Origin of the sequence: Pseudomonas cuatrocienegasensis, from assembly GCF_900110925.1 — a bacterium.
In the GTDB taxonomy this organism is placed as follows: domain Bacteria; phylum Pseudomonadota; class Gammaproteobacteria; order Pseudomonadales; family Pseudomonadaceae; genus Aquipseudomonas; species Aquipseudomonas cuatrocienegasensis.
Window position 1 is genome coordinate 189190 of sequence record NZ_FOFP01000009.1, and the last position, 21703, is coordinate 210892.

Annotated in this window: 21 protein-coding genes; 12 read left to right on the forward strand and 9 right to left on the reverse strand. The window is 61.2% G+C overall.

Features of this window, described 5'->3' with window-relative positions:
- Window positions 1–8 precede the first annotated feature (8 nt).
- On the reverse strand, window positions 9–1262 hold the full coding sequence (locus tag BMW49_RS14325; protein ID WP_069517179.1) for a tyrosine-type recombinase/integrase: 1254 nt from the start codon (window positions 1260–1262) through the stop codon (window positions 9–11).
- Between the two features lie 311 nt (window positions 1263–1573).
- Here BMW49_RS14325 and BMW49_RS14330 point away from each other — a divergent pair, with 311 nt between their 5' ends.
- Complete coding sequence (locus tag BMW49_RS14330; protein WP_069517178.1) at window positions 1574–2185, forward strand: cysteine dioxygenase family protein; 612 nt, start codon at window positions 1574–1576, stop codon at window positions 2183–2185.
- A 68-nt stretch (window positions 2186–2253) separates the two neighbouring features.
- Here BMW49_RS14330 and BMW49_RS14335 read toward each other — a convergent pair whose 3' ends face one another.
- The 4 genes from BMW49_RS14335 to BMW49_RS14350 all read right to left on the reverse strand — a co-directional run bounded on the left by BMW49_RS14335 (window position 2254) and on the right by BMW49_RS14350 (window position 5305).
- A complete protein-coding gene (locus BMW49_RS14335) occupies window positions 2254–2934 on the reverse strand; it encodes an SDR family NAD(P)-dependent oxidoreductase (RefSeq protein WP_069517177.1) in 681 nt (226 codons plus the stop codon).
- A gap of 30 nt (window positions 2935–2964) precedes the next feature.
- Complete coding sequence (locus tag BMW49_RS14340; protein WP_069517176.1) at window positions 2965–3546, reverse strand: NAD(P)H-dependent oxidoreductase; 582 nt, start codon at window positions 3544–3546, stop codon at window positions 2965–2967.
- Window positions 3547–3622: 76 nt separating this feature from the next.
- Window positions 3623–4204 (reverse strand): TetR/AcrR family transcriptional regulator, encoded by a 582-nt coding sequence (locus BMW49_RS14345; protein WP_069517175.1) that lies wholly within the window; start codon window positions 4202–4204, stop codon window positions 3623–3625.
- A 174-nt stretch (window positions 4205–4378) separates the two neighbouring features.
- Window positions 4379–5305: a LysR family transcriptional regulator gene (locus BMW49_RS14350; protein ID WP_069517174.1), complete on the reverse strand. Its 927-nt coding sequence runs from the start codon at window positions 5303–5305 to the stop codon at window positions 4379–4381.
- A gap of 139 nt (window positions 5306–5444) precedes the next feature.
- Here BMW49_RS14350 and BMW49_RS14355 point away from each other — a divergent pair, with 139 nt between their 5' ends.
- Complete coding sequence (locus BMW49_RS14355; RefSeq protein WP_069517173.1) at window positions 5445–5840, forward strand: RidA family protein; 396 nt, start codon at window positions 5445–5447, stop codon at window positions 5838–5840.
- 138 nt (window positions 5841–5978) lie between these two features.
- Here the strand turns inward: BMW49_RS14355 and BMW49_RS14360 are convergent, their stop codons facing one another.
- Both BMW49_RS14360 and BMW49_RS14365 read right to left on the reverse strand, forming a co-directional pair.
- Complete coding sequence (locus tag BMW49_RS14360; RefSeq protein WP_069517172.1) at window positions 5979–6320, reverse strand: FKBP-type peptidyl-prolyl cis-trans isomerase; 342 nt, start codon at window positions 6318–6320, stop codon at window positions 5979–5981.
- A 70-nt stretch (window positions 6321–6390) separates the two neighbouring features.
- Window positions 6391–7413 carry a zinc-dependent alcohol dehydrogenase family protein gene (locus tag BMW49_RS14365; RefSeq protein ID WP_069517171.1) on the reverse strand — a complete coding sequence of 341 codons (1023 nt, stop codon included), beginning with the start codon at window positions 7411–7413 and terminating at the stop codon, window positions 6391–6393.
- Window positions 7414–7665: 252 nt separating this feature from the next.
- Between BMW49_RS14365 and BMW49_RS14370 the strand changes: the two genes are divergently transcribed.
- From BMW49_RS14370 to BMW49_RS14395, 6 genes are all read left to right on the forward strand, one after another.
- On the forward strand, window positions 7666–8583 hold the full coding sequence (locus BMW49_RS14370) for a LysR substrate-binding domain-containing protein (RefSeq protein WP_069517170.1): 918 nt from the start codon (window positions 7666–7668) through the stop codon (window positions 8581–8583).
- Between the two features lie 221 nt (window positions 8584–8804).
- Entirely contained in the window at window positions 8805–10046 is a 1242-nt protein-coding gene (mexE, locus tag BMW49_RS14375) for a multidrug efflux RND transporter periplasmic adaptor subunit MexE (RefSeq protein ID WP_069517169.1), read from the forward strand.
- Between the two features lie 11 nt (window positions 10047–10057).
- Complete coding sequence (locus BMW49_RS14380) at window positions 10058–13237, forward strand: efflux RND transporter permease subunit (RefSeq protein WP_069517168.1); 3180 nt, start codon at window positions 10058–10060, stop codon at window positions 13235–13237.
- Window positions 13234–14613: an efflux transporter outer membrane subunit gene (locus BMW49_RS14385; protein WP_069517167.1), complete on the forward strand. Its 1380-nt coding sequence runs from the start codon at window positions 13234–13236 to the stop codon at window positions 14611–14613. Before BMW49_RS14380 ends, BMW49_RS14385 begins: the two co-directional genes overlap by 4 nt.
- Before the next feature lie 248 nt (window positions 14614–14861).
- Window positions 14862–15317, forward strand: a complete 456-nt coding sequence (locus BMW49_RS14390; protein ID WP_069517166.1) for a MerR family transcriptional regulator — start codon at window positions 14862–14864, stop codon at window positions 15315–15317.
- On the forward strand, window positions 15265–15648 hold the full coding sequence (locus BMW49_RS14395) for a carboxymuconolactone decarboxylase family protein (protein ID WP_069517165.1): 384 nt from the start codon (window positions 15265–15267) through the stop codon (window positions 15646–15648). The genes BMW49_RS14390 and BMW49_RS14395 overlap by 53 nt, the downstream gene beginning before the upstream one ends.
- A gap of 141 nt (window positions 15649–15789) precedes the next feature.
- Here the strand turns inward: BMW49_RS14395 and BMW49_RS14400 are convergent, their stop codons facing one another.
- Complete coding sequence (locus BMW49_RS14400) at window positions 15790–16704, reverse strand: LysR family transcriptional regulator (RefSeq protein WP_069517164.1); 915 nt, start codon at window positions 16702–16704, stop codon at window positions 15790–15792.
- A 108-nt stretch (window positions 16705–16812) separates the two neighbouring features.
- On the opposite strand from BMW49_RS14400, the gene BMW49_RS14405 reads away from it, so the two are divergent.
- From BMW49_RS14405 to BMW49_RS14420, 4 genes are all read left to right on the forward strand, one after another.
- A complete protein-coding gene (locus BMW49_RS14405; protein WP_244168346.1) occupies window positions 16813–18018 on the forward strand; it encodes an MFS transporter in 1206 nt (401 codons plus the stop codon).
- A gap of 286 nt (window positions 18019–18304) precedes the next feature.
- Window positions 18305–18814, forward strand: a complete 510-nt coding sequence (locus BMW49_RS14410; protein WP_069517163.1) for a disulfide bond formation protein B — start codon at window positions 18305–18307, stop codon at window positions 18812–18814.
- 3 nt (window positions 18815–18817) lie between these two features.
- A complete protein-coding gene (locus BMW49_RS14415; protein WP_069517162.1) occupies window positions 18818–20107 on the forward strand; it encodes a glycosyltransferase in 1290 nt (429 codons plus the stop codon).
- Between the two features lie 244 nt (window positions 20108–20351).
- Entirely contained in the window at window positions 20352–21353 is a 1002-nt protein-coding gene (locus BMW49_RS14420; RefSeq protein WP_069517161.1) for a TRAP transporter substrate-binding protein, read from the forward strand.
- 88 nt (window positions 21354–21441) lie between these two features.
- On the opposite strand, the gene BMW49_RS14425 is transcribed toward BMW49_RS14420, so the two are convergent.
- A partial coding sequence (locus BMW49_RS14425) for a transposase domain-containing protein (protein ID WP_139205702.1) occupies window positions 21442–21703 on the reverse strand: 262 nt, incomplete at its 5' end.

The following is a 21703-nucleotide window of genomic DNA, read 5'->3' on the forward strand; positions in this document are numbered from 1 at the left end:
GAACCTCCTTAACTGTCAAGTCGGCTCCAGGCTGCCGAGGCGCGCTGAGCGTTATGGCGGTTGGCCGATTCGACTAGATAGCGACTTGCATAACGACGTGGCATCGCCGAAGTCTCAGACCAACCGCAGACTCGTCGAAGCTCGTCAGTTGCGCGCTCAAGGTCATACCCACGTTGCTCGATTAGGTAAGCCAGAAAACGGTCGGCGAAGGTATGGCGAAAGTCATGCGCGGAAAGTGTAGGCAACAACCCGGGATGAGCCAGTTCAATGGTCAGAAACAGGCGATCGAGTACGTTAGACAATGCGCGAATCGACAGCGGGAGGCCTCTGTCAGAGATGAACAGATAGCGGTACAGCAATTTCATCGGTTTGCCGTTACGTAGAGGGCGCCGTTCGCTCTGGATATAGAGCTCGTAGACCTCATACAACTGTGCGGAGATACCTACGGTTCGTCCGTGTGTTTTCAGCGCAGGCTCTTCGGCACGCGGGTCGCCTGGGTCATGTTCGCGGTCATTGATGCTGACATAGGCATGCTGAGAACCTTGGTTGATATCCGTGGTGTAGAGTTTCAGAAGCTCTCCACGACGGATACCGGTCTCCAGCAACAATTCAATCATTAGCCAATTGCGCAACTGCAATCGCTCCGGAAACGGATTCTCCGCAGCGCCCGGGCGAATCAGTGTGCGGATGATCTGGAGTTGGGTATCTGTCAGGCTGCGGTAACGAATGTGGTCAGGACGAACATTGATGATATGGCTCTCAAAGCGTCGTTCAATGACGTCGGCGACATCTGCAAATGCGACCTCAATGCTAGCCAGAGTGGTTGAGTTCTGACGAGCGCGCGGGATGTATCGGGTGACACACCAGGACAGGTACTGCTTCAACAGCCGCAGGTACTGATCACGGGTGCGCAGATCGATCTGTGGAAAAGCTGCCATTGCAACTGTGCCGATTCGGGCGACCAGGTTATCGGCCTGACGGCCGCTTTGGAGCCAGAGGGCGTAACCGTCCAGTAGCGCGAGAATCGCTTCAAAGTGGCAGGCCAAGATGGCCTCATCGATATCCAGCTCCCGGCTTTTGGCATAGGTGTAGAAAGCTTGGATAGCACGCAGGTGCGCTGCGGCAGTGTTGTATGCACGATGCCTGAGCTTGAGCTGGACGTAGATGAATGGGACTAGCTTGGGCAATGGCGTTGCTAGGCCTTCCTGCACAAGCAGTGGCACTCGTTGACCGGACGAGAAACGACATTGAATCAGCTTCATTGGCAGCCACCTCATTCAATGACACACCATGAACACGAAGGACATGGCCCGTTGAGAGAGTGGACGCTAGAAGCGGGGTTGTCGAATCAGTGCCTTGCGATACTCATGAACATATCTGACATAGCACCTGATTTAACATAATATACATTATGCGAAGTATCCTATACGTCGGTGCCGATCCTTCTCACCAGCATTTCACCGTCCTCTAGCCACCTGGAACGCTTGCTGCCACTGCCGACCATTGTGCAATGGCAAAACCTTCGCAGCCTGCTGCATGCTGATCCTTTGAGCGCTTGCCACCGGGACACGCCATGACTACTCAGCCCAATCTGCACAGACTGCGCAGCTTTATCAACGAGCTGGCCATTCTGCTGGATCAACATCCTGACGAACCCGTTGTGCTGGCGCGTGGCGCTGAGTTGTTGCAGCAACTGGTCAGCCATGACGACTGGCTGCCGAATGAATTCGCTCAGCCCGACCCGCAGCGTTATCAGCAATACCTGCTGCACGTTGACTCACGTCAGCGATTCTCTGTTGTCAGCTTTGTTTGGGGCCCAGGCCAGCAAACGCCCGTGCACGATCACCGTGTGTGGGGCTTGATCGGCATGCTGCGTGGCGCCGAGGTATCCCGGGGTTTCGTTCGCAATGCCGACGGCCTACGAGCCGATGGCCCTGTTATTCGTCTAGAGCCCGGCCAGGTCGAAGCTGTTTCCCCGCGTATCGGTGATATTCATCAGGTTAGAAACGCCTTTACCGACCGCACGTCTATCAGTATCCATGTCTACGGTGCCAATATCGGTGCGGTACGGCGTGCGGTATATCTCGAAGATGGTAGCGAAAAAGCGTTTATCTCCGGTTACTCCAACAGCTTTTTGCCTAACCTGTGGGATCTATCCAAAGAGGATGTGGCACAAGCGAAATAACGATCACTACCCTGCTCCCCTATCCACAAGGAGTCCCCCCGGCTAAGCCGGGGGATTACCTGTCTTATTTAGGTGGTAGCCGTGCCGTTGAAGATGATCTCCGTATCAGTCACTGTGCCTTCGTGCAGCTTCACGAACTCTGCCGCGATTACGTCTGGATCAAACTCTGTGCCCCGGGCCGTGGGGCCGTTCACTGTAAGGAGCCCCACTCTCACGCCGCTTCCGGCAAGGTCTTGCGCCAGAGTCAGTGCCACCGACCGCATGGCAGACTTGCCAGCACTCAGTGTGCCGAAGCCTTGGCCTCTTGGAGTGAGCGCGAAACCGTTACCTGTGAAAAGCAACGAACCCTCGCCTGCCTCTATGAGTGCCGGGGCGAAGAGGTGGACCAAGTGCTGCGCCGCACCGGCGTTCACGATGAGGCTCCGGGCGAATGCAGTCGGGTCGACCTGGTGGGTTGCGCCCCACGGTTGGGACGTGAACGCGTTGAACAGCACTACACTCGGGTCGCCTCCGGCCCAAGCGCGGATTTCGCCCACGGCGGCGTCGATGGATTTGCCGTCTGCTGCGTCCGCCAGGAACGCCTTAGCAGTCGCCCCCCCAGCCTTGAATTGAGCGACAAGCCACGCCAGGTTCCCCTCTGTGCGCGCGACTAGGGCGAGCCGGTAGCCGAGCGCAGCAAACTCACGGGCAGCTGCGGCGCCGATGCCAGGGCCCGCCCCGAAGATGACTGCGGTTTTGCTTAATGCCATGGGGGATGCCTCAATTGCGGATGGCTGGTGTTAAAAGTGAGTCGCCAGGTGCTCATCAAATCGGGCCAAATCGCTCTCGATTTGAGGATTTTTCATGACGTCATATGCCCAGAACGAGGGCATTTTCTCTAGACCGATCCACTTGAAGTTTAGGTGGATTGGCAAAGTAAGGTCATCTTCGCCTCGCCCGGCAAAATAGGCTTGAGCTGGGTCGTTGAAGGCCTCGGACGGGGCGTTTGCGGTTACCGACACCATGTACCGGCCATTAAGTACCCCTCCCATGCCGTAATTGTCCTTAGGGGCTGCTGACGAACGGCCGTCGCCGTTCGACAGCTTGCCAAATAATCCCGCGCCCCAGACCTCATCGGTGTATTTCTTGAAACTCCAAGGCACGCCCATCCAGTTCAGCGGCATTTGTAGAAACACGACATCTGCTGATCTGATTTTTTCAACCTCGGCGTCTACATCATAAGCTTCTGCTGTGACCGTCTTTTCCACCTCGTAGCCTTTGGCCCGGAAATAAGACTCTGCCCGTTCAATCAACGTAGCGTTGAGTCGACCTGGTGAGTACGAGTAGGGGTGATGTGCGTTGATTAAGAGAACTTTCTTCATTCTTATTTCCTCAGTGCGTGCCTAACTTCTAGGCAATTAAATATGTAGCTTTAGCTACAGAATTGGGCAAAAAAATTTATCCGAACTGGCCGACATAGGCGTCGATTGCGCTCATCAGCGTGTTGAACTCAATGCCACTCGCCGCCTGGGTGGCGACGCCGGTTAGGACCATGGTTGTAAGTCTCGCCATTGCTTCAGGAGGTCCTGGCAAGGTTGCGTCGCCAAGTTCCTCAGCCTTGCGAAACCGAGCCGCAACCGCTGCATTGTTAGCCTCACGCTCCCTTCGAAGTTCATCTCGCACATGCGTGGCGTTGTCGCTTGAGACCAGGGCGCTTTGAACCAACAAGCATCCACGTGCCGTTGGGTGACTGGTTGCAGCCGTCGCTAAAGAGGTCAACAGATGCCGAACGACATCACGCGCGGTAGGCTGCGCTACTGCCTCGCGTGTGGCCGCTCTGGCGCTTGCGACGTACCGTTCAACGACACGACGGAACAATGCTTCCTTGCTACCGAAGGCTGCGTAAAAACTGGGAGGGCTAATGCCCATCGCCTTCACCAGGTCAGCGAATGATGCGCCCTCATAGCCTTTCTCGATAAAGAGATGAAGAGCAGTTTCGACAGCGACGTCGATATCAAACTGACGAGGACGACCAGCCATACACATGCTTCCAAATTGTTCAGTTGATGAATAGTATAGCTATAGCTACATAATCGCAAGCGCTTAAATGTGAAAGCCTGATGGCGGCCTCCAACCTACTGTTTAAGGTCGTCAACGGCCGCTGTTGGCCTTTCATCACTGCCGTAATGAATGATCCCTTCAGCAATTCCCGCCTTACCCATTCCCCCGCCCAACCACTGGCGCATGCTCTGCCATCAATTCCACCACCCAGTCGATAAATACCCGCAACTTGGCGCTGACATGTCGGTTTGGTGGGAAGGCCAGGTACATCGGCATGGGTGTCATGTACCAGTCCTCGAACAGCGGCAGCAACTCGCCGGTAGTCAGGTGCGGTTTGGCCATATAGTGCGGTAACCAAAGCATGCCCAGGCCGGCCAGGCCTGCTGCTAGGTAGGCGTTGCCGTCGTCGACTGTCAGCAGCGGGCGGCCCTGGGCCTCGATACGTTCTTCCCCTCGTTGCATGGCGTAGGGCAGTGCCCTGCCCGTGCGCGACCAGAGAAAGCCGACGGTACTGTGCGCGCCCTCCTCCATTTCCCGCGGGTGTGTTGGCGTGCCGGCGCGTTGCAGGTAGCTCGGTGCGGCGTAGATGGCGAGTTGCAGATCGGCCACATGTCGCGCCATCAGGGATTGATCGGTGATTTCGCCGCCACGTACGACGCAATCGACGTTCTCGCCAATGATGTCGACCATGCGATCGCTGACGCCCATGGTCAGCTGGATTTCCGGGTAGCGAGCATAAAACGCCGGCAACGCCGGGATCAGCAGCATGCGCGCCAGTGGGCTGGGCACATCCACACGCAGGCGGCCGCGCGGCGCCATCGAAGCGCTGGACAGGCTGGTCTCGGCGTCGTCCATATCGGCCAGCAGGCGCACCACGCGCTCATAGTAGGCCGCCCCATCGGCGGTGACGTTGACCTTGCGTGTGGTGCGGTTGAGCAGGCGCACGCGCAACCGTGCTTCCAGTTGCTGGACAAGCTGCGTCACGCTGGTCTTGCTCATGTGTAGGGTGCCTGCCGCCTTGGTGAAACTGCCGGTTTCCACCACTCGGGCAAAGGCCTGCATTGCATCGAAACGGTCCATTTCACGGCGCTCTTATGGCTGATTGTTTGGATTCTACAAACAGTCATGACCAGCGTTGCTGGTTTATTCAGACCGGTCGTCTTTTTACAGTGACTCCATCGTAAACAGCGGGCCGTAGCAGCCCCGATGGAGGCAGGTAATGACAAACAAACGTGATGTGGTTTTCCCGGCTGATCGCCATGCTTTGTACGAGCTCCACCGCTACTCGCCAGCGATTCGCTCCAATGGCTTTCTGTTCGTTTCCGGCCAGGTCGGCAGCCGCAAGGATGGCTCGGCCGAACCTGATCTCAAAGAGCAGGTTCGTCTGGCCTTCGCCAACCTCAATGCAATCCTGGCCGAAGCGGGCAGCAGCTTTGATGATGTGGTCGACACAACCCTCTTTATGGTCGACCCCGATTCGAAATTCGCGACCATCTGGGAGGTAGCCGCCGATTACTGGGGCCAAGCACCCTACCCGACAGTAACCGCGATTGGTGTGACCTGGCTGTCGGGTTTCGATTTCGAGATCAAGGTGATCGCCAAGTTGCCGGAGTAATCTGGAGTGTGGCCGGGGCCTCAGCGACACTACTTAGCAGTAGGGAGCGCGGGGCCGACCAGGCCGCGCGAACCGTCGTGTGAGCCCGGCGACTTGGTGGTGCGCACGGCGCGGCTCAACCGTTAAGTCCTCGCGCGCTCAATCGTCGCGGGTCAGCACTTCGAGCAGCTCGATCTCGAAAATCAGGTTGCTGTGGGGTTTGATATGCGCACCCATCTGGCGCTCGCCATAGGCCAAATGTGCAGGGACGAACAGGCGGCGCTTGCCACCGACTTTCATACCCATCAGGCCCTGATCCCAGCCTTTGATCACGCGGCCCGTGCCGATTACGCACTGGAAGGGGCGGCCCTTTTCCAGTGAGGAGTCGAAGACCGTGCCGTCTTCAAGGGTGCCATGGTAATGGGTGGTGATCAGCGCACCTTTGACCACGGCTTTGCCGTCGCCCAGGTGCAGGTCGGTGATGTCGAGGGTGTCGGTCATGACAAGGGGCCTGTTGCAAATGAGGCCCCTATTGTCGCGCAGCTCGGCAAGGCTGCCCAGCCTGAGCGCGTTAGGCGTTGGGTAATTCCAGCGCCACCCGGCCGCGGCTCGGGCAGGTTTCCATGTACTCGTGGGCTGCCACGAAGTCATCGAAGGCAAACACCTTGTCTACCATTGGGGTCAGCAAGTGGTCACCGGTCAGCTGATTGATATGGCTGAGTGCGCGCTGAACGGCCTCCTTGTTTTGCTCAATACCCAGCTCACAATGGCCGGTGAAATCCAGTACGCAGTGACGGAAGAACTGCAGGTGTTTCTTGAACGCTGCACAGGCAGGAAACACCGCGTCATTGCCACCATTGATGCCATAGAGGATCAAGGTGCCACGGGTGGCCGCGACATCCCCGAGCAACTTGAGCTGTTGGCCGGCGCAGTGATCGAGGATCACTTCAGCGCCCTTGCCTTCGGTGTAACGCTCGACCTCCAACACCAGGTCCTGTTCCTCGGTGACGATCACTTTGTCGGCGCCCAGGCTGCGCAAAAACTCACGGTCATCGGCAAAGGACGTCGAAGCAATCACCTTCGCGCCCAAGGCCTTGGCCAATTGCACGGTTTGCGGCGCCAGGCAACGGCTGGCCTCGGTGATCAGCACATGTTGGCCGGGCTTGAAGCGCGCCAGGTCCATCAGCGCGAAATAGCCGAACAGCAGCCCGCTGTAATGCACCGAGGCCTGTACGGGCGTCAGCACATCGGGGTAACGGGTCAGGGCATAACGCGGCATCAGCACCAGGTCGCCCCAGGCCGGATAGCGATTCGGCGTGCTCGCCGGGAAGGCAGCGATAGCGGTGCCCAGCGGCAGGTCATCGACACCCTCGCCGATTGCGGCAACCGTACCCGCCAGTTCAAAGCCCAGACCAGCCGGCAACTGCGCCTGCTCGTTGGCCAGGTTCTGGCGCCACAGTACGTCGTTCCAGCCGAGGCCCAGGGCCTGCACGCGCACCAGCACCTCACCGGGGCCAGGGGTAGGCGTCGCCACCTCCTCGCATTGCAGTACGCTGGCATCGCCGAACTTATGAAAACGGATCATGCGGGACATCGTTAACCTCTGTCTGCTCGCGGATTAACACTTCGATGGTTGTGGACTCTATCTGCTGAAACCCGTCAACACCACCCGCCCCCAGTAATAGTCGACATGCCTGACAGTGATCCGAGCCTTATCAGCCAAGGCTGCGTGCGTCTTTCCTTTCCCCATCTGCTGCTCGTACTATGGCGCGGCATCGGCCTGCTACTGTATTCGTTTGGAGATACTTAGCGCTCCCCTGAGGCCATTCCATTGCTAGGGTAACGGATGAACCGCAACGACCTGCGCCGCCTCGATCTCAACCTGCTGATCGTCTTCGAAACGCTGATGCACGAGCGCAGTGTGACGCGCGCGGCCGAGAAACTGTTCCTCGGTCAACCGGCGATCAGCGCCGCACTGTCGCGCCTGCGTAGCCTGTTCGATGACCCGCTGTTTGTGCGCACCGGGCGCAGCATGGAGCCAACGGCCCGTGCCCAGGAAATCTTTGCCCTGCTCTCTCCTGCCCTGGACTCGATCTCTACCGCAGTCAGCCGGGCGTCGGAGTTCGACCCGGCCACCAGCACGGCGGTATTTCGCATTGGTCTGTCAGATGACGTCGAATTTGCCCTGCTCCCCGCCCTGCTGCGCCGCCTGCGCGTCGAGGCGCCGGGCGTGGTGCTGGTGGTGCGCCGAACCAACTACCTGCTGATGCCCAATCTGCTGGCCTCTGGCGAGATTTCCGTGGGTGTCAGCTACACCGAAGAACTGCCCGCCAACGCCAAACGCAAAGCCCTGCGCCACACTCGCCACCGCTTGCTGCGCGCCGATGCCGTACCCGGCCCGATGAGTCTGGATACCTACTGCGCCCGTCCCCATGTTCTGGTTTCCTTCGCAGGCGACCTCAACGGCTTTATCGATGACCAACTGCAAACCATGGGGCGCTCGCGCAAGATTGTGCTCGCGGTCCCGCAGTTCAACGGCCTGGGCACCCTGCTCGCCGGCACCGACCTGGTGGCCGTAGTCCCCGACTACACGGCGGCGGCCCTCACCGCCGCAGGCGGCCTGCGCGCTGAGGAACTGCCGCTTGAGGCGCAAGGCTTCGAACTGTCCATGGCCTGGCGCGGCGCCCAGGACGCCGACCCGGCCGAACGCTGGCTGCGCGCGCGGATTCAGATGTTTTTCGGGGACCCGGACAGCCTTTCATAAGGCGATGCCCCGTAGGGTGCGCCATGCGCACCGATGATTGCTCGGGCGAACGGCTACGTCGCCCGGACTGCAATCACCCCTGAAGGTTCATCGTTTTCGGTGATCTGAAATATTACTTAATCATTCTTGATGATAGTCACCTTCGCGGTGTTCGATTCGCCCGTTCCAGAGCTGCCCAGCAGACTGCGCCGATCCATAAAACCGATTGGCGGATTCATAGCATGGAACGGTCGAACACCTTTCTCTGGCAATTTCCTCTGGCCCTTGCGGCTCTTCTGACCCTTAGTGCCTGCGGCCCCGCAGCGCAAAGCGCGGCGCCCATGGCTGCGCCGACCGTGAGTGTGGCTCAGGTGATCGAACAGCCGATTACCGAGTGGGACGCCTTCACCGGGCGCCTGGAAGCACCGGAAACCGTCGAGATACGCCCACGGGTAGCCGGTTTTATTGACCGTGTAGCCTTCGATGAAGGCAGCCTGGTGAAAAAGGGCGACCTGCTGTTCCAGATCGACCCCCGGCCCTTCCAGGCCGAGGTCAAACGCCTTGAAGCGCAGTTGCAGCAAGCGCGCGCCAGCCTCGCCCGCAGCCAGAGCGAAGCCCAGCGTGGTGAGCGTCTGCGCCAGAGCAACGCGATCTCCGCCGAGCTGGCCGATGCCCGCGCCAGTGCCGCCGCCGAAGCCCGTGCGGCGGTGGCCAGCATCCAGGCCGAGCTGGACAATGCCCGTCTGAACCTCAGCTTTACTCGCGTTACCTCTCCCATCGACGGCCGTGTCAGCCGCGCGGAAATCACCGCCGGCAACCTGGTCAGCGCAGGGCAAGGGCCACTCACCCGGGTGGTCAGCACGGGCACCGTGTATGCCTACTTCGACGCTGATGAGCGAGTGTTCCTCAAGTACCTGGAAATGGCCCGTGCCGCCGGGCAAGACGCCCGCGTCGCCAGCCCGGTGTACCTCGGCTTGTCCAGCGAGGACGGCTTCCCGCACCTCGGCCAGCTGGACTTTCTGGATAACCAGGTCAACCCGCAGACCGGCACCATCCGCGGCCGCGCAGTGTTCGACAACCGCGAAGGCCGCTTCACCCCAGGCCTGTACGTGCGCCTGCAACTGGTGGGCAGCGAGCGCTACAACGCGACCCTGATCCAGGAAGCCGCCGTAGGCACCGACCTGGGCAAGAAGTTCGTGCTGGTACTGGCTGCCGACAACAGCGTCAGCTACCGCACCGTCGAGCTGGGCCCAAAGCTTGAGGGCCTGCGCATCGTGCGCAGCGGCCTGAAAAAAGGTGAGCAGATTCTGGTCAATGGTCTGCAGCGCGCCCGCCCCGGCGCCACCGTCGACCCGCAGGTTGTGCCCATGGCCGATGACGCCACCCTCGCCGCCTTGTCCCTTCAGCGGGAAGCGCTCGATGGGCTGCAAAGCCAGCGCGTTGTCACCCAGCCCACCGCCGCTCCCCGTACCCCGCGCAGCTGAAGGCACCGACCATGAACTTTTCGCAATTCTTTATCCGGCGACCGATCTTCGCTGCGGTGCTGTCGCTGATCATTCTGATCGGCGGCGCCATCTCGCTGTTCCAACTGCCGATCAGTGAATACCCGGAAGTGGTACCACCCACCGTGGTGGTGCGCGCCAACTTCCCTGGCGCCAACCCCAAGGTTATCGGCGAGACCGTCGCCTCGCCGCTGGAACAGGCCATCGTCGGCGTGGAAGGCATGCTCTATATGTCGTCCCAGGCCAACAACGACGGCCGTCTGACTTTGACCGTAACCTTCGCCCTGGGCACCGACCTGGATAACGCTCAGGTGCAGGTGCAGAACCGGGTGACCCGTACCCTGCCGACGCTGCCGACCGATGTGCAGCGCCTCGGGGTGACCGTGGACAAGTCCTCGCCGGACCTGACCATGGTGGTCCACCTGACCTCGCCGGATGAGCGTTACGACATGCTCTACCTGTCCAACTACGCCGCGCTCAACGTCAAGGACGAGCTGGCGCGGCTGGACGGCATTGGCGATGTGCAGCTGTTCGGCCTGGGCAACTATTCCCTGCGGGTCTGGCTCGACCCGGACAAGGTCGCCTCGCGCAACCTCACCGCCAGTGACGTGGTCGCCGCCATTCGTGAGCAGAACCGCCAGGTTGCGGCAGGCTCCCTGGGTGCGCCACCGAGCGATGCGGGCAACAGTTTCCAGTTGTCGATCAACACCCAGGGCCGTCTGGTCAGCGAGGAAGAGTTCGAGAACATCATTATCCACGTCGGTGACAACGGCGAGATCACCCGCCTGCGTGACGTCGCACGGATCGAACTGGGCTCAAGCCAGTACGCCCTGCGCTCGCTACTGAACAACCAGCCGGCGGTGGCCATCCCGATCTTCCAGCGCCCTGGCTCCAACGCCATCGCCATTTCCGATGCAGTGCGCGAGCGCATGGCCGAACTGAAAACCAGCTTCCCGGAGGGCGTCGATTACTCCATCGTGTACGACCCGACGATCTTCGTGCGCGGCTCCATCGAGGCGGTGGTGCACACCCTGCTCGAAGCCATCGTGCTGGTGGTGCTGGTGGTGATCCTGTTCCTGCAGACCTGGCGTGCTTCGATCATTCCGCTGGCCGCCGTACCGGTGTCGCTGATCGGCACCTTCGCGGTGATGCATATGTTCGGCTTCTCGCTTAACGCGCTGTCGCTGTTCGGTCTGGTGCTGGCCATCGGCATCGTGGTGGATGACGCCATCGTTGTGGTGGAGAACGTCGAGCGCAACATCGCCCTCGGCAAGACGCCGGTGGAGGCAACCCGCCAGGCCATGCGTGAGGTCACCGGGCCGATCATCGCCACGGCCCTGGTGCTCTGTGCGGTGTTCGTGCCCACAGCCTTTATCTCGGGCCTGAGCGGGCAGTTCTACCAGCAGTTTGCCCTGACCATCGCGATCTCCACGGTGATCTCGGCGTTCAACTCGCTGACCCTGTCCCCTGCCCTGGCTGCGGTGCTGCTGAGAAGCCACGATGCACCCAAGGACCGCTTCTCCCGTGGCCTGGATCGGCTGTTTGGCGGCTGGCTGTTTGCCCCGTTCAACCGCTTCTTCGAGCGTGCCAGCCGTGGCTATGTCGGCACCGTAAGCCGCGTGCTGCGCAGGAGCGGCATCGCCCTGGTGGTGTATGCGGGCCTGATGGGCCTGACTGTACTGGGCTTTGCCACCACGCCGACCGGCTTCGTGCCGCCGCAGGACAAACAGTACCTGGTGGCCTTTGCCCAGTTGCCTGATGCCGCAACCCTGGACCGCAGCGAAGACGTGATCAAGCGCATGTCCAGCATTGCCCTGGAGCACCCGGGCGTGGAAAGCACCGTGGCCTTCCCGGGCCTGTCGATCAACGGCTTCACCAACAGCCCGAACAGCGGCATCGTCTTCGTCACGCTCAAGGACTTCGACCAGCGCAAGACGCCGGAGCTGGCTGCTGGGGCGATTGCCGGCGAGCTGAATGGCCAGTTTGGTGCCATCCAGGACGCCTTTATCGCGATTTTCCCGCCACCGCCGGTGATGGGCCTGGGCACCATTGGCGGCTTCCGCCTGCAGGTGCAGGACCGTGGCAACCTGGGTTACGACGAGCTGTATATCCAGACCCAGAACATCCTGGCCAAGGCGCGTGAGCTGCCGGAGCTGGACCCGATGTCACTGTTCACCAGCTATCAGGTCAACGTGCCGCAGATTGATGCTGCCATCGACCGCGAGAAGGCCAAGACCCACGGTGTGCCTATCGACCAGATCTTCGACACCCTGCAGATCTACCTGGGCTCGCTGTATGCCAACGACTTCAACCGCTTTGGCCGCACCTATCAGGTGAACGTGCAGGCTGATCAGCAGTTCCGCCTGGAACCGGAGCAGATCGGTCAGCTCAAGGTGCGCAATGACCGTGGCGAGATGGTGCCCTTGTCGACCTTCGTCAAGGTCAGCGACAGCTCCGGGCCGGATCGGGTGATGCACTACAACGGCTTTATCACCGCGGAAATCAACGGTGCGGCGGCGCCTGGCTACAGCAGCGGGCAGGCCGAAGCGGCCATCGCCCGGTTGCTCAAGCAGGAGCTGCCCAATGGCATGAGCTTCGAGTGGACCGAGCTGACCTACCAGCAGATCCTCGCCGGCAATACCGCGCTGTTCGTCTTCCCGCTCTGCGTGCTGCTAGCGTTCCTGGTGCTCGCGGCGCAATACGAAAGCTGGAGCCTGCCGCTGGCGGTGATCCTGATCGTGCCCATGACCCTGTTGTCGGCGATTGCCGGGGTGATCATGGCCGGCGGTGACAACAACATCTTCACCCAGATCGGGTTGATCGTCCTGGTCGGATTGGCCTGTAAGAACGCCATTCTGATCGTCGAGTTCGCCAAGGAAAAACAGGAGGAAGGCCTGGACCGTGTCGCCGCAGTGCTGGAGTCCTGCCGCCTGCGTCTGCGGCCGATTCTGATGACCAGCTTCGCCTTCATCATGGGGGTGGTGCCGCTGGTGATCTCCACCGGTGCCGGTGCGGAAATGCGTCATGCCATGGGCGTGGCGGTGTTCAGCGGCATGCTCGGCGTGACCTTCTTCGGCCTGCTGCTGACCCCGGTGTTCTACGTGCTGATCCGCGCCTTCGTCGAACGGCGTGAGGCTAAAAAAGGTGTTGCAGCGCAGGAGGTGCAGGTATGAAAGCACTGATTCCTAGCCTGCTGGTGGTGGCCCTCAGTGCCTGCGCGGTTGGCCCGGATTACCAGCAACCCGAGACCCAGCCGCTGACGCTCAAACAGGCCAGCGACAACTATGACCAGTCGCGATTCGAAGCCCTGTGGTGGCAGCAGTTCGAGGACCCGACGCTGAATCAACTGGTGCGCCAATCGCTCGAAGGCAACCGTGAACTGCGCATCGCCTTCAGCCGCCTGCGTGCAGCGCGGGCGATTCGCGAGGACATCGCCAACGATCGTCTGCCCACGGTTACCAGCCGCGCCAGCGGTGAATTCGGCAAGGCTCAGCAGCCTGGCGTGAGTGAGCAGCGCGAACGCAGCGAACGCTATGACCTGGGCCTGGACATGGCCTGGGAGCTGGACCTGTTCGGCCGTATCCAGCGCCAACTGGAGGCCAGCGATGCGCAAATCGAGGTAGCCGAAGCGGACTACCAGCAAGTGCAGGTCAGCCTGATCGCCGAGCTGGTGGATGCTTACGGCGCCTTGCGCGGTGCCCAACTGCGCGAAGGTATCGCCCGCGACAACCTGAGCAACCAGCAGGAGTCACGGGAGATTACCGAGCAGTTGCGTGAAGCCGGGGTGGGCAGTGAACTCGACGTGCTGCGTGCCGACGCCCGCCTGGCCGGGACCGAAGCCAGCCTGCCGCTGCTGCAGGCTGAGCAGGTGCGCGCCATCAATCGCATCGCCACGCTGCTCGGTGAACGGCCCAACCAGTTGACTGTCGACCTGTCGCCGCAGCCGTTGCCGGCCATTGCCAAGGCTTTGCCGATTGGCGATCCGGGTGAGCTGCTGCGCCGCCGGGCGGATATTCGCGCTGCCGAACGCGCGCTGGCTGCGGCAACCGCCGAGATTGGCGTGGCCACTGCCGACCTGTTCCCACGGGTCAGTGTCGCCGGCTTCCTGGGCTTTACCGCCGGGCGTGGTTCACAGCTGGGTTCCTCGGCGTCGCGTGCCTGGGGTGTTGCCCCGAGCATCAGTTGGGCGGCATTTGACCTGGGCAGCGTAAGAGCGCGCCTGCGCGGTCGTGAAGCCGAAGCCGACGGTGCCCTGGCGCAGTACGAGCAACAGGTGCTGCTGGCCCTGGAAGAATCGGAAAACGCCTTCAGCGATTACGGCCAACGGCAACAACGCCTGCTCGCCCTCGCCCGCCAGTCCGAAGCCAGCCGCGCCGCTGCGGCCCAGGCTCGGGTGCGCTACCGCGAAGGTGAAGTGGACTTCCTCGTGCTGCTCGACGCCGAACGCGAACGCCTGGCCGCCGAAGACGCCCAAGCCCAGGCGGAAGTTGACGTCTACCGCGGCATCGTCGCCCTGTACAAAGCCCTTGGCGGTGGCTGGATGATCTAACTCTGTTGTCGTTTCGTCCGGGCCCGCGACGAAACGGCAACAGACCCTAGCTCCTTGGGTTGTCCTAACGGATCAACCCTTTTAGCCCACGACCGGTACTCCTGGTCGTGGGCTTTTTTTATTGATGTGCTTGACGCTGCCCCGGGTATCGCTTCGCTCGACCCAGGCTACAAGGCTGATGCAGCGCAGCTATGGTTAGGCACTGCGGCGCTTGACTTAGAGCGCACTCCAACTTTTAGGATCGTCCCATGGAATCCCATCTGAGCATTCACCAAGTCGCCAAACGCACCGGTCTGACGGCCTACACCCTGCGCTACTACGAACGTATCGGCCTGATCACGCCGATCGCCCGAGCAGCCGGAGGGCAGCGGCGTTATGCGGCAGCGGACATGGCCTGGATCGAATTCCTGCTGCGCTTGCGAACCACCAATATGCCCATCGGCAAGATGCAGGCGTTCGCAAGGTTACGTGGCGCTGGGGACTCAACGGTGCCGGAGCGCCGGCTGATGCTGGAAGACCACCTGACGGATGTTCTTTCCGCTATCGACGCGCTGCGCCAATCTGCCCAAGCCCTGCAGGCAAAGGTCGAATATTACCGCGCGTTCGAGCAGTCCCTGGCGTCGCTCTCCCCCTCTACTGAAGGACATGCTGATGAACACAGAAAGTCGCTACGACCGGGGCCTGGCAAAACTTCGAGAAATTGACGGTGAGGCCGGTGAACGTGTGCTGGAAAGCCTGCAAGGCCTTGCCCCAGACTTTGCACGCTACCTGATCGAGTTTCCGTTTGGGGATATCTACTCCAGGCCGGGCCTGGACCTGAAAAGCCGGGAGATCGCCGTCATCGCTGCACTCACTGCCCTGGGCAATGCCACGCCACAGCTCAAGGTGCATATCCAGGGGGCTCTGAATGTCGGCGTAACCCGTGAGGAAGTCCTGGAAACCATCATGCAGATGGCCGTTTATGCGGGATTCCCGGCTGCCTTGAATGGTTTGGCCGCGGCCAAAGAGGTGTTTGCTCAGGGAGAACCCGGATGAGCGAAGCGCCTTAGGGTGAAAGCCTGATAAGCCGTTGGAAAAGGCGATGTCCATAGTTGTTGCAACGCGATTGATGGATACAACAGCTAACTCAGGCATGGCCTTGGAAAAGCATCTGCGCTGGCAATACTGCGCTGCGCTTCAAGGCAACTCTTTCGCCACCCGCTCGGCCAAAAAGTCGAGCAGCACCCGAACTCTGGCCGGTACGTGCCGGCCAGGCCCAACGAACAGCGCATGGATGTCCTCTATGTCGCCAGGGTTCCAGTCTTGCAGCACGCACACCAGCCGGCCGGCGGCAAGATCGGCAGCGACGTGGTAGCGCGCTAGCCGGGCCACGCCGAGGCCAGCCAATGCCATCTTGCGCAGGCTCTCTCCATCGCCCAGGCGTAGCTGGCCTGACGGCGAAATCGCAACCCTCTCGCCATGACGGTCGGTGAAGGGCCAGGCATCGATATGTCGCGCATAGCTGAGGCCCAAGCATTGATGCCGGCGCAGATCGTCGGGGTGGATGGGTAGGCCCGCGTGCTGTAGATACTCGGGGGATGCGACCACTGCCACGCCACTGGCGCCGAGGTGGCGTTGACTCAGGCACGAGTCCGGCAACGGCCCCGTACGAATGGCAACGTCGCTGCGGTCGTCGAGCAGATCCACGACCGTGTCGCTGAGCACCACGTCCAGTTGTACGTCAGGGTAACGCTGCAGGAATTCCGGCAAGAGCGGCAATAGGTAATGGACGCCGAGCGCCACCTGACTGTTGACGCGGATACGACCACGCGGCGCTTGCGCTTGTGCTACTTCGTGCTCGGCGCAGCCGATGTCATCCAGGATGCGTAGGCAACGGTCGTGGAAGGCACTTCCTTCGGGCGTGAGTTGCAGTTTGCGCGTCGTGCGATGGAGCAGTTTCGCTCCCAAGCGCATCTCCAGCCGACTGATTAGCTTGCTGATGGCCGAGGCAGTCATGCCCAGTGGCTCAGCGGCCGCGGTGAAGCCCTCGGTCGCGACCACCGTGACAAACACTTCCATCTCGAAGGCACGGTTGATGTTCTGGCGAGACATTCGGTGAATCCATTTCAATTATGAATTGAATTTAAGCTATCTATTTCACCACAGCCATTCTCTCTACGCTCCAAAAGGTCAATCCAACAGACCTTTGGGGGCGTTCTTATGCAAGCTGTTTCCACAGGGCGCAGCACCTTGCCCGCGTTGCTGTCCATGATGCTCGGGGGATTTGCGATAGGCACCACCGAATACGCAAGTATCGGTGTCCTGCCGCAGATAGCCGATGACTTCGGCGTCAATCTGGCGCGCGCTGGGCTGGTCGTCAGCGGCTATGCGCTGGGCGTCAGCATCGGATCACCGATCCTGGCGGCCCTGACTGGAGGTCTTTCGCGTAAGGCGTTGATGCTCGCGATCATGGCCTTGTTCGTGGTCGCTAATGCGGCCGCGGCCTTGAGCGCGAGCTATGACGTGCTCATCATCGCGCGCATCGTCTCCGCGTTGCCGCACGGCGTCTTTTTCGGCGTCGGTGCGGCTATCGCGGCGAGCTTCGTGGCGCAAGACCGGCGGGCCTCGGCTGTGGCGATGGTATTCGGCGGCCTGACAATCGCGGTTGCGGCCGGTGTGCCGCTGGCGACCTTTATCGGCCAGCGTCTGGGCTGGCCCATGGCCTACTGGTTCGTCGCAGCCATTGGTCTCGCGTCCTTGCTTGCGATGGCCACCACCTTGCCGCGCAACATCGACATTGCGCCGCCCGGCAGTCTCATCGAGCAGATCAAAGTGCTTGGCAACGGACGCCTGCTGATCGCCTTCGGCATGAACTTCTGCGCCTGGGGCGGCACCTTCGTGGCCTTTGCCTACCTCCCCAGCATCCTGGCCGAGATCACCGGCTTCACGCCGAATGGCGTGACCTGGATGCTGGCGCTTTACGGGGTCTCGGTGATAGTTGGCAATTTCCTCGGCGGACGAGTATCCGACCAGGCCGTGGTGCCGGCGCTGACGCTGATGCTCGGCGCCCAGGCAACGGTGCTGCTGATCTTCACCTTCAGCGCATCGTCGATGCTCGGTTCGATCCTCACGCTGGGTGTGCTCGGCGCGCTCATGTTCTGCAATGTGCCGGGGCTGGCGCTCTATGTCGTACAACTTGCCGCGCGCTATCAGCCCGGAAATGTCGATATCGCCTCAACCATCAATGTGTCGGCCGCGAACGCCGGTATTGCGCTGGGCGCTTTCATCGGCGGGCTCGTGGCGCAATCCCGGTTGGGGCTGGGAGCCACGCCGTGGGCTGGCGCGATCATGGTCGGCATCGGCCTGCTGCTGACCTTGTGGAGTGGCTGGCTCGACAGGCGGCAAGTGCCGGCCAAGGCGGCGTAGGCTGGCGTTACTCAGCGGCGTTGAGTAACTCATGGGGGCGGCAGCGGCTCATTGCTCCATATCCCATGGCTCCTTCTGCTATGGCGCAGCGATATTCCCACTCCGGCAAAGCCCAGGTGCCCACGGCATCGGTACTGTCGATTTTATGTGCCAATGCCACTTGGCTAAATAAACCCTGCCTCCAGTCGGCTGTACTGACAATTGCGTCGCCTTGACGCGCGGCAAAGCGCCGCCGGCGGTGTAAGCTGTGCGGCTTTTAGCCCTGGCGCCTATTGGAGAACCGTTTATGCGCACCTCGCGGCCTGCTGTCCCCCTGTTGTCCCTCGCCCTGCTTGCCAGCGTACTGATGCTCGCAGCAGCACTTGTTCTGCAGCACGCCTTCGGTTGGGAGCCTTGCACGTTGTGCGTGCAGATCCGCCTGTGGCTGAGCCTGGTTGCAGTGCTGACCTTCGCCCTGCTGGTGGCCATCCGCTTGCGTGTGCGCCCTTTGCAACTGCTGCTCTGGCCACTGGTGCTGGCAGGCAGTGGCATGGCGGTGTACGACAATGCTCATCTGGTGCTGATCGAAACCGGTGTACTGGAGAGCTTCAGTTGCTCCCCCTTCCCGTTCTACAGCCAGTACCTGCCGCTGCATGAGTACCTGCCGGGTATGTTTATGAGCGCTGGTATCTGCGGGCAGAACGATTACAGCATCCTCGGCCTTCCGTTCACTGTCTGGACGTTGGTGGGCGTCACTGCGCTGCTGGCATTGTTGCTGGTGGCCGCGACCCGCGCCGTGCGCAACGCCCGCCGCTGAGCCATGCGTCAGGTCCTGATCATCGGCTATGTGTGGCCGGAGCCCTGCTCCTCGGCTGCTGGTAGCCGTATGGTCGAGCTGATCGAGCTGTTTCGCCGCCAGGGCTGGCCGGTGACCTTTGCCAGCGCTGCGGCGCTGTCCGAACACCGTCTGGACCTGGCCAGCCTCGACGTCCCAGAAGTCTCGATCCGCCTCAATTGCGACAGTTTCGATGGGTTCGTCGCGGCGCTGCAGCCGGACCTGGTGCTGTTTGATCGCTACTTCACCGAGGAGCAGTTCGCCTGGCGCGTCGAGCGCGTCTGCCCAGAGGCCTTGCGGGTGCTGGATACCAGCGACCTGCATAGCCTGCGCGATGCTCGTCAGCGCAGCCTGAAAGCCCGTCAACAAATCTGCGCGAATGAGCGCGAGCGACAGCAGGTCGGTGCGGTGCTGGATGACCAGGCCACGCTCTATACCCAGATGGCTGGCAGCGATGTCGCCCAGCGGGAAATCGCCGCGATTTACCGCAGCGACCTCACCCTGATGATTTCCGATTACGAGATGCAGATGTTGCAGGGGCCTTTCGCTGTCCCGCCCGCGCTGTTGCACCATTGCCCACTGATGCTGATCCCGCCTCGGCAGCAGCCCCTGCCCTTTGCCCAGCGTGCGCACTTCGTCAGCATCGGTAACTTTCGCCATGCGCCCAACTGGGACAGCGTGCTCTGGTTACGCCATGGGCTCTGGCCGTTGATCCGTCAGCGTTTGCCGCGAGCTGAGCTGCACGTCTACGGCGCTTACCCGCCGCCGAAGGCCACTGCGTTGCATGCCCCTGCCCTGGGGTTCCAGGTACGCGGTTGGGCGAGCGATGCCCATGAGGTAATGGGGGCCGCGCGGGTGTGCCTGGCGCCACTGCGCTTTGGCGCCGGGATCAAGGGCAAGCTGGCCGATGCCATGGCCTGTGGCACGCCAAGCGTGACCACCACCATCGGCAGCGAAGGTATGGCCGGTGCCCTGCCCTGGCCGGGCGCGGTGGTTGCCGATGCCCACGCTTTTGCTGACGCTGCGGTCAGCTTGCATGAGCAACCTGACGCCTGGGCCCGCGCGCAACAGGCCGGCTATGCCATTTTGCAGACCCGCTTCGACCGTGAGGCCCACGGGATGGAACTGGTCCAGCGCCTGCTGCGTCTTGCCAGCGAACGCGAGGGGCAGCGTCAGGCTAATTTCGTCGGCGCCATGCTGCGCCATCATGCGCACAAGAGCACCCAGTACATGTCCCAATGGATCGCGGAGAAGAACCGCCGTACGGACAGCTAAATCAGCGGAGGATGGGCATAAAACCGCCTATCCAGACGCATCGCCAGGCAGTTTTCCGCCTATGCACGCGAGCTTCGCCGAGTGGTTTTGCACAGTGCTTCACACCTGCGCGAGCGGCAGCAGCCCGGCACAGGTATTGCGATGTAAAGTAGGTCAAGTGATGGGCGCTGCATGCGCTCACAAGACCTGTTGCACGGGTTGCGCCGTGCCGGGTTTCGCCAATAAAAATAAAAGGATACTTAACATGCGTACCTCTCTCCTCAGCCTGGCTGCCTGTGCCTTGGCGTTCGCCTCTTGCGGCGCGCTGGCGGATAACGGCCCGCTGGTTATCAAGTTTGCCCACGTCGTCGCTGACAACACCCCCAAGGGCCAGGGTGCCCTGATGTTCAAACAGTTGGTCGAGGAACGTCTGCCTGGCGAGGTCCGGGTCGAGGTCTACCCCAACTCCAGCCTGTACGGCGATGCCGATGAGCTCGAAGCGCTGCGCAATAACGATGTGCAGATGCTGGCGCCGTCCCTGGCCAAATTCGAGCAGTACACCAAGCAACTGCAAGTATTCGACCTGCCTTTTCTGTTCGACGACCTGGAGGCCGTCAACCGCTTTCAGAAACGCGCCAAGGGCCGCCAGTTGCTGCGCTCCATGGAGAAGCACAACATCGTCGGCCTGGCCTATTGGCACAACGGCATGAAACAGCTCTCGGCAACCCGTGCCCTGCAGGTGCCGAGCGATGCTGCTGGCCTGACCTTCCGCATTCAGCCCTCGGCGGTACTCGACGCGCAGTTCAGCCAACTGGGCGCTACGCCGCTGAAGTTGCCGTTCAAGGAGGTCTTCGGCGCGCTGCAAAGCGGTAAGGTGCAGGGCGCAGAAAACCCCTGGTCGAATATCTACAGCCAGAAGTTGCACAGCGTGCAGCCCTACATCACCGAAACCAACCATGGTGTGCTCGACTACATGCTAGTGAGCAATTCACGCTTCTGGTACGCCATCCCGCACCAGATCCGCACAGAGCTCGAAGGCATCATCGACGAGGTCACCTATGCGGTGAATCGCCAGGCTGAAGAGGCTAACCAGGCGGATCGGCGGCGGATCGAGAGCGCCGGGACCAGCACCGTGATCACCCTGACGGCTGAACAACGCGAGGCCTGGCGCGCCGCGATGCGTCCGGTATGGCAGCAGTTCGAGGCCGATATCGGCGCCGACGTGATGAGCGCAGCGCAAACGGTAAACCGCAAGAAACGCGACTGAGAACTGCAGTCAAGTGCCCGAAATAAATACCTTGGCTGCTGCTTAGTAAGCGCTCCATAAACCCCGTCCTGGCGGACGGAGTTTGTTTTCAGGAAGCAGAGGCAGGCGCTGGAGAGCAGTTCCACGGTAGCAGCGCTTCGTAGTCCTCAACGCTGCTGGCGGTCGGTAGACGATCAAGCACATGGCGCAGCCAAGCGTAGGGTTCTTGCCCGTTGGCCTTGGCGGTTTCGATCAGGCTGTAGATCTGGGCGCTGGCGGTGGCACCTTTGGGCGTATCGCTGAACAGCCAGTTCTTGCGGCCGATGACAAACGGGCGGATGGCGTTTTCGGCGCGGTTGTTATCGATGGGC